Here is a 16,403-nt window from a genome sequence, read left to right on the forward strand (position 1 = left end):
ATCATCATTTATTGAACAATATAATATGGACTTTCTCATGTGCAGACTTTCGCTTGCCGGCCTGTCTTTGCTATTGGTGTCTACCATCCCAGCATTCTCATGTACAACCATCGATATGAACGCTGATCAGCATCATGTTGTTGCCAAAAGTATCGATTGGTCGTTGCGAGAAGGGATATTGGTTATTCATCCTCGCAATATGGAACATGAGGCCCGAGTTGATATGACGCATCTTAATCCTATCCGCTGGCGAAGTCTTTATGGAAGTGTCTTGTTTCATGGAAATGATGATGGTCATCCTGGACCTGCTGTCGATGGTATGAATGAGAAGGGATTGAATGTCACTGTTATGATGTTGTCTCGTTCTGATTATGGCAAACAAGAAAATAAACCACAGTTAAATATGGGTATGTGGGCACAATATCTTCTTGAAAATTATCAATCCGTCACGGAGGCGATTTCTCACCTTGATGAATATCAACTATGGCCAGAGTCTTACCATGGTGATACCTTGAAATTTCACGTTTATTTGCATGATATTTCCGGGCATGAGGCGATTATTGAATTTTTTCAAGGACAACCCTTAGTTTATCAGGACAATGAAATTGAGCATAAAGTATTAACCAACAATTTTTATTCTGATTCAATTGCTCAATTAAGCAAATACCAACTCTTTGGAGGAGTAGAGCTTTTACCTGGTGAATATGACTCTTATTCTCGATTTGTACGTGCAGCAGCGTTCAAGAAAAAACTATCTACGTATCAGGAAAATGACATGATAGGTTATGCCTTCGATGGTTTAGCAGCTGTTGCTAAGCCACCTGGTGAGCGCTCTCCAACACAAATCAGCATGGTATTCGATTTGGATCAGAGGGTGTTATATTTCCATACCATAAACAACCCTATATTACAAAAAATTGATTTGAAGCAATATGATTTTGCTTCCTTAGAAAGCCCGATTTATTTGAATGTGTTTTAGGTGTTGTTGACAACCCCGATCAAACTTTCAAAATGAAATTTTAGGCTAGACTTGAGGCAAGACCTCTATTTTAAGGGCAACAACATGCCTAAATTGAACAGGATAGTTCTCAGTCTCTCTATTTTTCTTTTTGTAGGAATTTTGCAAGCAGCGGCAATTGATGTAAACAAGTTAATCAAAGTAACTAAAGAAAATAACCCTAAGTGTATAATTTATTACTATTACAAAAATGAATTATATTGCAGTACTTCGGCTTTAAGTTCTGGGAAACCGGATCCACAAATCGTAAATTATGAAACACAAGCAATTATTTTTGATGATCGCCCTTGGCAAGCAGCTTGGGGACAAAAGACTGATACAATCACTACAGTTGAATATGTCCCTGCAGGTGAGAATGTTGAAAATTGGAATGAGTTGATCACCAGTCAATTTATCAGTGGTCTTAAGGATAAAATAACTCCTCTACAATTCAGTGAGCGAGTGATTCAATCTTTGCAGCAACTCGGATTTAAACCTGAAATTACCTTTTTTGAAAAGTCACCTAATCGGGTAATCTTTGAATTTCGCATCACCGAACCACAAAATGTAATGCAGGATGAATTACAAATGATAACTAAAGGGCAGAATGGTTTATACATCCTGCACTATGTGATTAAAACATCTAATATGGGTGAAGATAACAGAAGAAAATGGCTAAAAAACTTGCAAGCTAGCAAGCCAATCGAATCCCAGTAAGAATGAGATTGAGGGCAAGCTGCAATTGATACGTTATTTACATGCCTTCTTGCATGCGCTTCATTACTTCTTCTTCTGACACATCTTCAATATGTGTGGATATATGCCATTTGTGACCGAAGGGATCTTCAATGGTACCGTTGCGATCCCCATAGAATCGATCTTCCACGTTCTGAGTTAATTTAGCCCCATGTTTAATGGCTTGATTAACGATAGCATCCACATCTTTAACATAGAGATGGATACCTACAGGGGAACCGCCATAGGCACTTGGAGCTTTAGCATCCATATCAGGACATTCATCGGCTAACATGAATTTTGATTCACCAATGGTTAATTCTGCATGACCAACGCTATTATTAGGACCTGGCATGCACATCAGCTCTTTAGCGCCGAAGACGGCTTTATAAAATTCAATGGCCTTAGCTGCGTTTTTAACAATGAGGTAGGGCGTAATAGTAGCGTATCCTTCGGGTAAGTAGAAAACATTTTTTGTCATTATCATTCTCCTATGGTTAAAGCCTTTCAATAATAGCAAGGTTGTTGGTTAGTGCACTTTTGGAGACTTACCAGAACGATTTGAACGTTTCACAACAGCAAGAACGAGTGCACTCCCTGCCAAACCAAGAACAGCTAATAACATAGGGAGTGTCGCTCCAACTTGAGCGATGACCCCAGTAAAAATTGAGGTTAATCCGAAGCAAAGAGCCATAATGGATCCAGTGACACCCATTACCCAGCCCTGTTCATCTTCACTTACTTGGTTGGAAAAAATGGCTAGTATCACAGAGTAAGCAACAGAGAGGCTGATGCCGATGCAAAATGTTGCAACCCATGCAACCCATTCTAGGGGAATGAGCAAAGTTATCAATACAGACGCGGCTGTAGCGAGTAAACCAATGATAACAATCGAGTCATAAGCATAGCGTTTTGTACAATAATCAACGACGTAGCCGCAGCCAATACTAAAACCTAAACCCATGACAGCGAGGAAAAAAGAGTTCCCCAAGGCCGAATAATGATAAACTTGAAACAAGTAAAGCGAGATAAAAGAGAAATAATTCGACCAGCCAAATATCATAATCAATAATACCAGTGAATATCGTTCAATTGCGGGGTGTTTAAAGGCTGAGATAAAAATATGGATAGCATGATGCCATCTTATTTTGATTTTTTCGTGCGCCTTGGTAAATGTTTCTGAGAAAAAACAATAGAGAAGAAGAGCATTTACAAAGGCTAAAATAGCAGCAAAGTACAAGGGCGTTGAAAAGCTAAACCAGCTTACTAGACGGTGATCAGATAATAGTCCGCCAAAAATAGGTCCAAAGACAAAGCCCAATGAGACAGAAAGTAAAATAAGTCCAATATTCCTTGCTTTATGTTCTTCACTACTTACGTCAACAATGGCTGCTTGTGCGATAGGCTGACTGCCAGAAGTAAATCCAGCAATGATCCTACCTATTAGGAGTAACCAAAAATTGTGAAAGACGATTGCGATGGCTGAGAGAAGATAGCCTAGAAAGGCACCAACGAGGCAAATCATTAATGATTTTTTCCTACCAACACTGTCCGATAAATCTCCCAGAATGGCTGCACCAAAGAACCAGCAAATCATAAAAATGCCTATGGTTAAACCATAATAAAAATCGCGCAGCCCGAGGCTAAGCTCGGGCGGGAAAAAACCTGACTGAGGCTCAACCAGGATGGTATTTAAGATTGGAAACAATAGACCTAAACCCATTCCATCAATAAATAACACTAGAAAGAGAGGGAGGATTGATCTTAAGGATTTCGCCTGAGTCATCATTCTTACCTGAAATTAAGTCGGGCGATGATGGCATATCTACCGCTACCCGTCAATTTAAGTGGCTAAGATGGGTGTTGATTAAAAGTGCGGTTTTCTTGGCCGACGCTCCGCGTCTTGACCGCGGGGTCCAATGAGTCTTCAAGATCACTGGATCCCGCGGTCAAGCCGCGGGACATCGAGAATTATTGAGAATAAAACCTTAAATTAAAAAAACCGCACTTTTAATCGCACCCGATTAATACGAGTAGGATTAAGATTGACTGTGTGAATTGGGTAATGGGTCTTCAGCATGCCCAATTAACAACGATTTAATCGTGCGGTTTAAAATTAAACATACGATAGTCGCTACTACGAGAATTAACAAAAGTTGTGTAAACGTGTGGGTATAGTGCGCCTTTAATTGCAAAATGGACAATTCCTCTGGCTTAATGGCAGTCAAAGTGGCTAATTTTCCTGATAAAAATGCCCCGATCCCTAAAGAGACAAAAAAGATACCCATCATTGTACTAACTTTTTTACGGCTTGCCAGCACAGTAATGGCTGCCAAACCCACAGGAGATAATAATAGTTCGGCGATCGAGATAAGCAGATAAGTAGGGATAAAATAAAGAGGCGACAGTAACCCTGTTCCTTGGCTAATATGGCACACCAAAGTGATTAATATGTATGCAAGGGTAATAAAGAGCATTGCAAAAACAAACTTATTCCCGGTTCTTATTCCACTGTGAACAGAACTTAATTGCTGCTTACTACGTGATAGAAAATAACCAAAAAGGATCATTCCAATGCTTTGAACTGTCACATAATAGGGCGGAGGAAAGAGTACCCCAAACAATTTGGGCTCAACGACCCGAGATATAAACAAAGTCAACGAAAGAAACATTTGAAAATAGAAAGCCCAAAACATGACTGAGATGATACAAAGCAAACCAATAACGAATGTTTGTCTGGCTTGTTTTGGGGTTTCTCTTTTTACGACATCAATTAAATAGAGTAAAGAAAGTAGAATAACTCCACCAAAAGCAATGTCAGCAAGTGCTGTATAGTGAAGGATGAGAAATGCTGCTGACCATAAGACGATGACTGCAAGAAGTGCTTTGATTGCCTTGGGAAGCGTTAATTCAGAAGGGTGATAATCAGCAATCTTATAGCGATGAACGCCAAATGCAAAAACAGCAAAGGCAATAACCATACCAAAAGCGGCGCTAGCAAAGGCGACTGACCAACCAAAATAGTAATTAAGCTGACTTGGAATGGTTGTACCTAAAATGATCCCTGTTGTTATCCCCATATAAAAAATAGTAAATCCACTCTCACGACGAGGAGAATTCTCTGGATATTCATTACCCAATAAAGAAGAAATGTTTGGTTTCAATAAACCTGTACCCACTGCAACCCCTGCTAACGCAGCGATTAAAGCAATATCGGAGGTTAATATAAAGAGGGACAAATAACTAAAAAATAAAAACACTGCTCCCGTTAGAATGGCTCTTTTTTGTCCAAGTAAGTGATCAGCTATCCAGCCACCAATGACTGGAGAAAGATAGGTGAGTGCTGTAAATGTACCAACTAACGTGTAAACTCGCTCATCATGCCATTTAAATTGGAATGCTAAGTAAAGGGCCAATAGGGTTTGTACGACATAAAAACCATATCTTTCCCACATTTCCGTTGCGAAAAATACAGCTAATGAGGATGGATGCTTTACATGTTGGTCGTGCACGGTAAATTTAGGGTTTAAAAAAACATTACAACAGTCTAACACGTTGTCATTAATTTTGACAGTATGTTGTTATGTTTTAACGTTCACGCCAAGTATTCTCTAGTGTATGATAGCTAGGGACGTTCCCTATCAAATCCTGGGATGGAGAAGTGATGAGAGAAAATAATAAAAAGCGTCATATTAGAGCGAATAGAGGAACTCAATTAGAAGCTAAAAACTGGCTTAGTGAAGCCGCTCTGCGCATGCTATGCAATAATTTGGATCCTGATGTAGCGGAAGCACCAGAAGAACTCATTGTGTATGGTGGTATTGGTCGGGCAGCACGGAATTGGGCTTCCTTTGACAAAATTGTTGAGGTTTTAAAGAAGCTTGAGAACAATCAAACCCTACTTATTCAATCTGGCAAACCTGTGGGCGTGTTCCCCTCTCACGAAGACGCACCGCGTGTATTGATTGCCAATTCGAATTTAGTCCCTCATTGGGCTAACTGGGAACATTTTAATGAGTTGGATAAAAAAGGACTCATGATGTATGGTCAAATGACCGCCGGTAGTTGGATTTATATTGGTTCGCAAGGTATTGTTCAAGGTACATTTGAGACCTTTGGGGCTTGTGGAAAAAAGCATTATCAGGGCGATCTGTCGGGTCAATGGATTTTAACAGCAGGACTTGGTGGAATGGGCGGGGCACAACCTTTAGCTGCGGTTATGGCTGGTACCAGCCTGCTAGCTGTTGAATGCGATCCAGCACGGTTAGAAAAACGGTTAAAAACCCATTACCTTGATCGCTATACAAAGAATCTTGATGAAGCCTTGGAGTGGATTAATGAATCTTGTCAGCAGAAGAAGCCTTTATCGGTAGGACTTCTGGGTAATGCTGCCGAAATTTATCCTGAACTTGTTCGCCGGAATGTGAGGCCTTCTATCGTTACTGATCAGACAAGTGCTCATGACCCCTTAAATGGCTATTTACCCCTAGGTTGGTCATTAGCCGAAGCGGCACAGATGAGAAAAACAGCACCGCAAAAAGTAATTGATGCCGCCAAGAAGTCAATGGCCAAGCAAGTTGAAGCAATGTTAGCTTTCTACCATTTAGGTATTCCTGTATTTGACTATGGCAATAATATTCGCCAAATGGCTTTTGAAGAAGGAGTGAGTGAAGCCTTTACGATTCCAGGCTTTGTTCAAAGTTATATCCGCCCATTATTTTGTGAGGGTATTGGTCCATTTCGTTGGGTGGCTTTGTCAGGAGATCCTGAAGATATCTATGCCACAGATGAGAGAGTCAAAGCCTTAATGCCAGATGATAAACATTTGCATCGTTGGCTTAATTTGGCGCGAGAGAGAATTGTCTTTCAAGGATTACCTGCCAGGATATGTTGGGTAGGTTTAAAAGACCGAGCACGATTGGCCCTGGCTTTTAATGATATGGTAAAAAACAAAGAAGTGAAGGCGCCGATTGTCATTGGCCGCGATCATCTTGATTCTGGATCCGTAGCTAGCCCAAACCGCGAAACAGAAGGGATGTTGGACGGTAGTGATGCAGTCTCAGATTGGCCCCTGTTAAATGCTTTATTAAACTGTGCCAGTGGTGCTACTTGGGTTAGTATTCATCACGGCGGTGGTGTTGGGTTAGGATTTTCTCAACATGCAGGAATGGTTATTGTTGCTGATGGTACAGACAAGGCAGCAATGCGGCTTAAACGGGTGCTTCACAATGATCCAGCAACAGGGGTAATGCGTCATGCTGATGCGGGCTATGCATTAGCAAAAGAATGTGCAGAAGCGAATGGATTATGGCTACCTATGGAATCGATTGGAGAACCAAAGAATGGTTGATGTTTTTACCCTCTCTCCAGGCCAATTAACCCTCGAGACAATTCAAAATTTGTTAAACCAGAAGAATCCCCTTGAGATTGACAGCTCATTTTTTCCTCTCATTGAATCGTCGCATGAAGTGATTAAGCAGGTCATCCAAAATAAGAAAACAGTATATGGGGTCAATACCGGATTTGGATCGTTGGCTAAGCAATCGATTAGTGTTGATAACCTCATCCAATTGCAGCAAAACATTGTGTTCTCTCATGCTTGTGGAACAGGGGAATTACTGTCCGATGAACAAGTTGCCCTTATCTTGTTATTAAAGATCAATAATTTGGCTCAGGGCTATTCAGGCGTAAGAAAAGAACTGATTCATGCCTTATGCACCTTATACAATAAGCAAATTTATCCCTGCATTCCCAGCAAAGGTTCGGTTGGTGCTTCAGGCGATTTAGCGCCACTGGCTCATTTGGCTGTACCCTTGCTTGGGGAAGGAGAGTTGCGTTTTAATGGAGAAATAATTAGTGCGACTGAAGGTCTAAAGTTAGCTGGTTTATCTCCCATGCAATTGGCTCCTAAAGAAGGATTAGCCTTACTAAATGGTTTGCAGGTGTCTACTGCTTTATGCATGGAAGCATTTTTTAATAGTGAAGTTATTTTTGAAACGGCTATCATAACAGGTAGCTTATCTGTGGATGCAGCGTCTGGTAGTGATATTCCTTTTGATGATCGTATCCATAAGGCACGTGGTCATCAAGCACAACGTGATGTGGCTGCGATGTATCGAGAATTGTTGGCTGGAAGCCCAATTCGAGAGTCACATCGAGACTGCTCAAGAGTCCAAGATCCTTATTCACTAAGATGCCAACCTCAAATTATGGGGGCTGTCTTGCATCAAATGCAGTTTGTTGGACAAACGCTTGAAGTAGAGATCAATGCTATTTCTGATAATCCTCTGGTTTTTATAGAACAAGGGGATATCTTATCTGGTGGCAATTTTCATGGTGAAATCATTGCGATGGCTGCAGATAACCTGGCTTTGGCGATTGCTGAGATCGGAGCAAACGCTGAGCGGCGTATTGCGCTGCTTATTGATAAAAATTTTAGTGGCTTGCCTCCTTTTTTAGTTAAAGATGGTGGTCTAAACTCTGGGTTTATGATTGCCCACGTTACTGCTGCGGCATGTGCCAGCGATAATAAGGCTTTGGCTCATCCTCATTCAGTCGACAGTTTACCTACTTCAGCCAATCAGGAAGATCATGTTTCCATGGCCACTAATGCTGCTAGAAGATTGCAGACCATGATTGATAACACAGCAACAATATTAGCGATTGAATTGCTGGCTGCGTGTCAGGGGCTTGAATTTCATCAACCGCTTTCAACCTCACCGGTTTTGCAACAAATTTATGCAAAGGTGAGAGCATACGTGGAACCCTACGAAAATGATCGCTATTTTGCACCAGATATTGCCATTATTAAGCAATTGATTCTGGACGGGGAGTTTCGGCTTAGATAATGGTGCGCCTACGCGGAAATGACGCAGATTTTGATAGACACTCTCATTAAATGCTCTTAAAGGAAAAATATATGGAGCTTAAACCATCATTTGAACGTTTACAGCAACATTTTGAGCGTGAACCCTATATTTCTTGCGCAAAGCGGAAGGAAAATTTAATCACATTAAAAAAACTGCTACAAACCAACGCAGAAGAACTAGCGCAAGCGGTAAATGATGATTTCCGTCATCGAGCACGTCATGAAACATTGCTACTGGAAATTTTTCCAGTAATAAATGCAATTAATTACTGTTTAAAACATTTAAAAAAATGGACAAAACGTCGTAAACGACATGTTTCTTGGCTTTTTAAACCCGCTTCAGCTTATGTTTTGCCTCAGCCTTTGGGTGTGGTTGGGATCATTGCCCCCTGGAATTATCCTATTTTCTTAACAGCAGGACCTCTTATTTACGCGTTAGCAGCGGGAAATCGTGTCATGGTCAAGATGTCGGAATTAACACCGGCAACGGGTGATCTTTTTGATAAATTCATTAAACGTTCAAATCTTGCAGATAGCGTTACTATTGTTAATGGCGGGGTTGAAGTAGCTCGCGAATTTGCAAGCTTACCTTTTAAACATTTACTTTTTACTGGCTCGACGAATGTTGGCAAACTGGTGATGAAAGAAGCGGCGCAAAATTTAACGCCCGTGACACTTGAGTTAGGAGGAAAATCACCTGTTTTTGTTTCTACCACAATCAATCCAGAACATTTTGAGCGACTTTTTATGGGAAAGATGGCTAACGCAGGACAAACTTGTGTCGCTCCTGATTATCTGTTAATTCCTAAGCATTGGGAGTCAAGAGTGGAGAAGGCATTGAGGGAGTTTATTCAGCAAAGCTACGTTGCATTCCCGAATAGTCACGATTATTCCAGCATTATTTCCGAGCAACACGAAAAAAGATTACAAGCACTCCTTAACGATGCACGTGAAAAAGGGGCGAGAATCGTGCAGATAGGTGAGGAAGGTATTCAAAGTAAAAAAGTGCCGATCTTTTTGCTATTTGAGCCTAATTATGAAATGGCGGTCATGAAGGAAGAAATATTTGGTCCCCTATTGCCTGTTATTAGCTATCACAATTTGCAAGAAGCCATAGACAAGATTAATTCTCTGCACAATCCTCTGGTTTTTTATTATTTTGGTAACGATAAAGCAGAAAAAAAGGCTTTACAGGAAAAAACCCTTTCAGGAGCATTTGTTGTTAATGATACGCTGACTTATCTTGGTATTGATGATCTTCCTTTCGGCGGTGTTGGCTATAGCGGTATGGGGCATTATCATGGCCAAGAAGGATTTGATACATTTTCTAAATTAAAGCCAGTTTTTATACAAAAACGATTTGCCATGACCCCCTGGTTTTATCCACCATGGGGAAAATTAACCAACTATTTATTGAGCTGGGTAGCTGGTATCCATCTTAAGGAGAAGAAATGACAAAGGTGTTATTTATCACTGGTGGTAGTCGTGGGATCGGCAGGGCTATTGCTCATCGATTTGCAAGAGAAAAAGCCTGCATTACCATCGCTGCTAAGACGGTTGAACCGCATCCAACTCTTGAGGGTACGATTCATACAGTTGCTAAAGAAATAGAAGATCTTGGAGGTCAAGCGCTGCCATTGATGGTCGATGTTCGCAATGAAGAACAAGTTTATCAGGCTATTGCAAAAACAGTAGAGGTCTTCGGTAAGCTTGATATTCTTGTTAATAACGCTAGCGCAATTAGTTTAACCGATACTCTTTCTACACCGATGAAGCGCTATGATTTAATGCAATCGGTAAACACCAGAGCCACTTTTCTTTGCTCTCAGGCTGCAATTCCATATTTAAAAAAATCAGATAATCCACATATATTAACGCTTTCACCACCTTTAACCATGAATAGCAAATGGTTTGCACCTCATCTTGCATATACTATCAGTAAATATGGGATGAGCATGTGTACTTTGGGACTCTCCGAGGAATTAAAATCGCATGGAATCGCGGCAAATTCTTTATGGCCGCGGACAACAATTGGTACTGCAGCGATCCGTGTTCATTTTCCTGAAGAAATTTATAGAGCCAGTAGAAAACCTGAAATTGTAGCAGATGCTGCTCACTGGATTTTAACTCAGCCAGCAACAACAGTAACGGGTCAGTTCTTTATTGATGAACATGTCTTAAGAAATGCTGGTGTTAAGGATTTTTCTGTATATGCTATTGATCCAACGGTTGAGCCTTATCAAGATTTATTTGTATGACGATTGAAATTTACACAGATGGTGCTTGCAAGGGTAACCCTGGCCCTGGGGGCTGGGGAGCGTTGCTTCGTTATAACGGCCATGAAAAGACCATATATGGTGCTGAACCACAAACCACCAATAATCGCATGGAATTAACTGCAGCTATTAAAGCCTTAGAAGCTCTAAAAAGACCATGCGAAGTGGATTTATTTACTGATTCTCAATACTTGCGCCAAGGAATGACCACATGGCTTGCGCAATGGAAAAAGTCTGGGTGGCGTAATTCAAAGCGAGAACCAGTAAAAAATGCTGATCTCTGGCAACAACTGGATGCACTTACCTCACAACATAAGATTCATTGGCATTGGGTAAGAGGTCATACTGGTCATCCCGAAAATGAAAGAGCTGATGCTTTAGCCAATAAGGCTATCCTTGAACTTCTGCAGACTTTTTCACGAGGGACCTAGATGGGTGATGCAACTTGCCCCACCTTCACTGGATTCTAGGGCATTGCGTACATGGATGTTTCCAATTAGTCTTAAGTTTTTACTCAAAATAAGTACTATACAATTGCAAATAGGTTCCATCTCGTTCTATCTCTAATAATACTTTATTTATTTTTTCTATTAATTCCGCGTTTTCAGGTAATGCCATTACGCCGTAACCTTCACCTACAAGAAAGGGATTTCCTATGAGGATAAACTTTCCTCCATCGTGTTGATCCCAATACACTGCGAGTGGTTGATCAAGAAAAGCCGCTTTAATTTCTTTATTATTTAGGGCAGCAATAACTTCCATAGGACTATCAAATAACGCTAACGTAAACTTATCTCCGAATTTATGCACAAGAAAATCTTCTAACGATGTTCCCCGTATAACCCCTATTTTACTCCCAAATAACTCTTCTATTGAATGAATTCCATATTCCTCTAACAGCAAAAACTGGCCTCTGCAAACCGCATAGGGATAACTAAAAATATATTCAGTCTCTCTTATTGGAGAAATAGTAATACCGCCAATAGCCAAATCGATTTTTTTTTCCTGTAGTGCATCAAATAAATCTGGAAACATCATGGGCTTAAATTGGCATGTCTCATTTAGTCGTGAACAAATAATTAACATTAGATCGATATCAAATCCGCCTTCCTGAGTCACAAAAGGAGGTTTGAAAGAAATGTTTCCTACAACAATATTGGCGGAAGCAAAATTGGTCTCTAGCAAAAGAATAGCTAATAATATTCTCCAGGATTTCATCATCAATCCTTGAGTAAGTTATCATTTAAAAGTATAGACCGGGTATTCGAATAGTTTCCTTTGAGGCTGATTTTATTCTTAATTTGAAGTACTATTCCGAAAAATCACGAAGAAGGTTCCTAATCTAATGTTGCGTTATATTTTTGCATTGATCTTTACGGTGTGTCTCTTAAACCAAGCCATTTGTGCCCAAACGCTATCAGAGAAAATTGAAGCACTTATTGAAAAAGAGCTCCCGCATGCAACCATCGGGATCCTTGTTAAAGATGCTCAAACAGGGGAAACCTTATACAGTAAAAATAAAGATAAGTTGTTTTCTCCTGCCAGCAATATGAAAATATTTACTGCCGCAGCCGCATTCTATCAATTAAGCCCTAATTATCATTTTTTAACGACGCTTGCGCAAAAAAATCATGATTTCTACATCACATTCAGCGGCTCCCCTTCCTTGACAACAGTGAATCTGATGGATTTGTTGTTAAATTTAAAAAATAAAGCAAAGGTGATAACGGGAAATATCATCCTTGATATCTCGCGTTTTAAACCTCCTTATTATGCGTCAGGTACTTCCTATGACGATCTTGGATGGTATTACTCTGCCCCAGACACAGCAGCGATATTGGATGAAAACAGCGTGGATTTTGATGTCATTAGTTCAAAAAAGCTTGGGGAATTGGCGCAGATTATACCTAAGTTACCTGACCCCCCTTTAACGATTATTAATCAAGTAATTACAGTGAGTAAGGAAGAAGAAAAAAATCATTGTAATTTAAATGTTGACATTGAAGCCAATAACACCTTGCGACTATTTGGCTGTATAGCTCAAGAGGACCAACCAAAGACCATGAAACTAGCAGTACCCGATCCTGTTTTAATGGTAAGACGATTAATTAAAAAGGCTCTTATTACTCATGGGGTTTTGCTAAAAGGAAAAATAATCACTGGCCATGCTCCTCTTGATGCTCAACCCATTGTTAGTTTTCAATCTGATGATTTAATCCAATTAATCACTCATATGTTACAAGAGTCGGATAATTTATATGCAAGCAGTTTAAGCAAGCAGTTGGCTTATGAAGTAACAGGAGATGGTTCTTATAAACAAAGTGCTTTTGCCATTAAAAAAATATTAACCCAGCATACCCATCTTGATTGGTCTCAAGTTGAACTGGCAGATGGCATAGGCACTCGTTATAACTTAGTGACGCCTGAGCAAATGGTTGTACTTCTCACTGATATCTACAATGATAAGAATATACAACCCGTTTTTCTAAAGGCTTTGCCACAGGCGGGTGTATCAGGCACATTGAAAGACAGGATGAAAAAAACAAAATTAGATAAAATGGTATTTGCCAAAACTGGCACAATGCACGATATATCGTCTTTATCAGGTTACATCATCTATCCAAATGGCAAATCGCTTATTTTTTCCATTATTATCAATGGTGTAAATGCTCCTATAAATGCAGCCAGGTCCCTCGAAGAGAGAATATTACTTTTGCTTGATAGTGAACAGCTAGCGTTAGGATAGGGGGTATACATATGAAGAAAAAAATTGCCGAATAGTCAAGACCATTCGGCAATTTATCTAATATGGAGTCTGGCTCTTAAGCCAACCTATTTAGACTAAATTCGGAGTACAATTCAGAAATATCTTTAACTTGAGTTCGCGTTTTTTCTCCGTGAGAAAAGAAACTATGCACTTTGTATCCTGCTTTTCTTAATTTCTTCTCTTCTGCAATCAACTTACTTGCCGTATCATCATCAATGAAAGTGAGTTCAAAGTTACTCAGAATAAACTCAGCTTGCTCCATGCTAGTGACTTTAAGAACTGGAGATGTCGGAAAACCCTCACGAGGCTTTAAATATTTTGCTTCCATTTCCTCGAATCGTTCTAAAAGTTGGTTGGCTGTTTTAATATCAATCAAAGTCTCTTTTGTTATTTTTTGAATTGTCTTAAACTCATCACAATTCAAGGATGGAATTTGAATTGTAAAACGAGAAGGCTTATAGTTGTTATTTACATAGATTGGTCCATGGTATACAGGTAGTCCTGCTATATAGCTACACCCCCTAACCATGAATACGTCACTGTAGTCAATGACACTTTTTTTGCCAACGGGAACAACACCACTAATTTCGCATTCCTTAGTTATATCCCAATCTCTCTCTTGATCCTCAGCAACCAATACTTCTTGTTGACATCTAATCTTATCTACTGATTCCGTGACATCTATAGAAATTTTAGGTGGGTTCGTTACGATTACCTTACCTCCTAAACTAGCAAATTTTGCTGCTATGTGATCATACTTAGACGTTGAAGTAAATTTATAACTTCCGTTGAAAACAGTAGCATAATCTTGAAGGCTATCCCTCTCTCCTTGTGGGGTAAATAAATCTAGAAAACTTAATTTTTTATTAGACTTACGTATACCACGAAAAACGACTGAGTGGGGATTAAAAACCGCCTTATCGTGATTCCCCGTTATACTGGTATGATGTTGTGTACTGCTCCAAAGCTTGCTTGATGTGGAGCTCCAAAGCTTGCTTGATGTGCTTAAGCTCGAATGCTTGTCTGACGTGCTTGAGCTTGAATGCTTGTCTGACGTGCTTGAGCTTGAATGCTTGTCTGACGTGCTTGAGCTTGAATGCTTGTCTGACGTGCTTAAGCTTGAATATGATCTATATGAGTTATGGTAACCAATGGTTCCCCATATCATGGGGCTTGTCGATGATATTGTTGATGATGTTGTCCATGATGTTGTCCATGATGTTGTGCATGATGTTGTCCATGATGTTGTCCATGATGTTGATGCCTGCCATCCTTTATCGCTTGCCAGCATTGCTCTTATACTTTGTGTACTACGCATAATTAATGATCTCTTAATGACAATGGGTTAGATGCTCTAATTTTGAGCATTGAGCATAACTGATTCACATTAAGAAAATCTTAAAATGTGTGTAATAAATTGAAATTTTCGCAAAAAACTTAGCATAATGAGATAAAAATAAATCATTTTAATAATTAAATTGTAAATTTTTGGTTTGATTCTTGACTTCTGACGAAAAAAAATTGCCGAATAAGTTTAAACCTATTCGGCAATTTTACCGTTTAATATGGAACAGACACTCATTTATCCAATGAATGACCTGCATTAAACCATTGGAGTAAATTCAGAGTACAACTCAGAAATATCCTTAACTTGAGTTCGTGCTTTTTCTCCATGAGAAAAGAAACTATGCACTGTGAATCCTGCTTTTCTTAGTTTCTTCTCTTCTGCAATTAACTTACTTGCCGTCTCTTCATCGATGAAAGTGAGCTCAAAGTTATCTAAAATAAACTCAGCTTGCTCCATGGTGGTGATTTTAACCACCGAAGTTGTCGGAAAACCCTCACGAGCCTTTAAGTATCTCTTTTCCATTTCCTCTAATCTTTCTTTAAGTTGGTTAGCAGTCTTAAAGTCAATTAGAGTCTCTTTTGTAACCTTTTGGATCAACTTAAACTCTGCACTATTCAGGGATGGAATTTGAATAGTAAAACGAGAAGGTTTATAGTCTTTGTTTACATAGATTGGTCCATGATATACGGGTATTCCTGCTACAGATGCAAATACACCCCTAACCATGAATACATCAGAGTAGTCAATGACACTTTTTTTGCCTTCAGGAGCCACACCACTAATTTCGCATTCTTTAGTTATATCCCAATCTTTTTCTGGATCCTCAGGAATCCAAGCTTGGCGTTGACTTTTTATCTTTTCTATTGATTCCGTGACATTTATAGAAATTTTAGGTGGATTCGTTACTATAACCTCACCTCCAGAACGAGCAAATTTAGACGCTATGTGATCATATTTAGTTGTTGAAATAAATTTATAACTTCCGTTGAAAACAACAGCATAATCTTCAATGCTATCTTCCTCACCTCTAGGAGTGTATAAATCTAGAAAGCTTAATTTCTTAAGTTGGTTACGTACACCACGAAAAACCACTGACATGGGGTAGAACACCGCGTCACTACACCCGGTTATATTGGTATAATGTAGTGTACGGTTCCAAAGCTTGCTTGATGCGCTTGAATATGATGTACTTGAGCTTGAGTACGATTTATATGAGATATGGTAACCCATGGTTCCCCATAATGTATAGCTCGTCCTTGATGTCGTCCATGATTTTGATGCCAGCCATGATTTATCGCTTGCCAACATTGCTCTCATGCTTTGTCTACTTTTCATAGGTGATGACCTCTTATATCTTGTCATTAGATCTAACGACAATAACTTATGCTTTATGAGTTAATTTTGAACATTGA

The 16,403-nt window shown here is 39.6% G+C and carries 15 protein-coding genes; 9 read left to right on the forward strand and 6 right to left on the reverse strand.

What is annotated here, in order from left to right; translation table 11 throughout:
* The first annotated feature begins 37 nt into the window (after positions 1-37).
* Both CKV79_RS05650 and CKV79_RS05655 read left to right on the forward strand, forming a co-directional pair.
* Positions 38-979 (forward strand): linear amide C-N hydrolase, encoded by a 942-nt coding sequence (locus CKV79_RS05650; protein WP_035915777.1) that lies wholly within the window; start codon positions 38-40, stop codon positions 977-979.
* Between the two features lie 84 nt (positions 980-1,063).
* Positions 1,064-1,714, forward strand: coding sequence for a hypothetical protein (locus CKV79_RS05655; protein WP_028373675.1), 651 nt, complete (start codon positions 1,064-1,066; stop codon positions 1,712-1,714).
* A gap of 37 nt (positions 1,715-1,751) precedes the next feature.
* Here the strand turns inward: CKV79_RS05655 and CKV79_RS05660 are convergent, their stop codons facing one another.
* The 3 genes from CKV79_RS05660 to CKV79_RS05670 all read right to left on the reverse strand — a co-directional run bounded on the left by CKV79_RS05660 (position 1,752) and on the right by CKV79_RS05670 (position 5,187).
* Positions 1,752-2,213, reverse strand: coding sequence for a VOC family protein (locus tag CKV79_RS05660; protein ID WP_028373674.1), 462 nt, complete (start codon positions 2,211-2,213; stop codon positions 1,752-1,754).
* A 48-nt stretch (positions 2,214-2,261) separates the two neighbouring features.
* Positions 2,262-3,521, reverse strand: a complete 1,260-nt coding sequence (locus CKV79_RS05665) for an MFS transporter (protein WP_231950218.1) — start codon at positions 3,519-3,521, stop codon at positions 2,262-2,264.
* A gap of 250 nt (positions 3,522-3,771) precedes the next feature.
* Positions 3,772-5,187 (reverse strand): peptide MFS transporter, encoded by a 1,416-nt coding sequence (locus CKV79_RS05670; RefSeq protein ID WP_051546194.1) that lies wholly within the window; start codon positions 5,185-5,187, stop codon positions 3,772-3,774.
* 209 nt (positions 5,188-5,396) lie between these two features.
* On the opposite strand from CKV79_RS05670, the gene hutU reads away from it, so the two are divergent.
* The 5 genes from hutU to rnhA all read left to right on the forward strand — a co-directional run bounded on the left by hutU (position 5,397) and on the right by rnhA (position 11,307).
* Positions 5,397-7,082 (forward strand): urocanate hydratase, encoded by a 1,686-nt coding sequence (gene hutU, locus CKV79_RS05675; RefSeq protein ID WP_028373673.1) that lies wholly within the window; start codon positions 5,397-5,399, stop codon positions 7,080-7,082.
* On the forward strand, positions 7,075-8,580 hold the full coding sequence (hutH, locus tag CKV79_RS05680) for a histidine ammonia-lyase (RefSeq protein WP_028373672.1): 1,506 nt from the start codon (positions 7,075-7,077) through the stop codon (positions 8,578-8,580). Before hutU ends, hutH begins: the two co-directional genes overlap by 8 nt.
* Positions 8,581-8,651: 71 nt before the next feature.
* Complete coding sequence (locus CKV79_RS05685; protein ID WP_028373671.1) at positions 8,652-10,055, forward strand: coniferyl aldehyde dehydrogenase; 1,404 nt, start codon at positions 8,652-8,654, stop codon at positions 10,053-10,055.
* The gene (locus CKV79_RS05690) at positions 10,052-10,858 is read left to right on the forward strand and encodes an SDR family oxidoreductase (RefSeq protein ID WP_028373670.1); all 807 of its coding nucleotides are present in this window, start codon (positions 10,052-10,054) and stop codon (positions 10,856-10,858) included. The genes CKV79_RS05685 and CKV79_RS05690 overlap by 4 nt, the downstream gene beginning before the upstream one ends.
* The gene (gene rnhA / locus CKV79_RS05695; protein ID WP_028373669.1) at positions 10,855-11,307 is read left to right on the forward strand and encodes a ribonuclease HI; all 453 of its coding nucleotides are present in this window, start codon (positions 10,855-10,857) and stop codon (positions 11,305-11,307) included. Before CKV79_RS05690 ends, rnhA begins: the two co-directional genes overlap by 4 nt.
* Positions 11,308-11,386: 79 nt before the next feature.
* Here the strand turns inward: rnhA and CKV79_RS05700 are convergent, their stop codons facing one another.
* On the reverse strand, positions 11,387-12,097 hold the full coding sequence (locus CKV79_RS05700) for a transporter substrate-binding domain-containing protein (protein ID WP_081778094.1): 711 nt from the start codon (positions 12,095-12,097) through the stop codon (positions 11,387-11,389).
* 124 nt (positions 12,098-12,221) lie between these two features.
* On the opposite strand from CKV79_RS05700, the gene dacB reads away from it, so the two are divergent.
* Positions 12,222-13,622, forward strand: a complete 1,401-nt coding sequence (gene dacB, locus CKV79_RS05705) for a D-alanyl-D-alanine carboxypeptidase/D-alanyl-D-alanine endopeptidase (RefSeq protein ID WP_095141737.1) — start codon at positions 12,222-12,224, stop codon at positions 13,620-13,622.
* Positions 13,623-13,698: 76 nt separating this feature from the next.
* Here the strand turns inward: dacB and CKV79_RS05710 are convergent, their stop codons facing one another.
* Positions 13,699-14,811, reverse strand: a complete 1,113-nt coding sequence (locus CKV79_RS05710; protein WP_028373666.1) for a hypothetical protein — start codon at positions 14,809-14,811, stop codon at positions 13,699-13,701.
* Between CKV79_RS05710 and CKV79_RS05715 the strand changes: the two genes are divergently transcribed.
* Positions 14,810-14,992 carry a hypothetical protein gene (locus tag CKV79_RS05715; RefSeq protein WP_028373665.1) on the forward strand — a complete coding sequence of 61 codons (183 nt, stop codon included), beginning with the start codon at positions 14,810-14,812 and terminating at the stop codon, positions 14,990-14,992. The two genes, CKV79_RS05710 and CKV79_RS05715, sit on opposite strands and share 2 nt — an antisense overlap.
* Positions 14,993-15,246: 254 nt before the next feature.
* Here CKV79_RS05715 and CKV79_RS05720 read toward each other — a convergent pair whose 3' ends face one another.
* Positions 15,247-16,089, reverse strand: a complete 843-nt coding sequence (locus CKV79_RS05720; RefSeq protein ID WP_028373664.1) for a hypothetical protein — start codon at positions 16,087-16,089, stop codon at positions 15,247-15,249.
* Positions 16,090-16,403 lie beyond the last annotated feature (314 nt).

Source organism: Legionella lansingensis (assembly GCF_900187355.1).
GTDB classification, from domain to species: domain Bacteria; phylum Pseudomonadota; class Gammaproteobacteria; order Legionellales; family Legionellaceae; genus Tatlockia; species Tatlockia lansingensis.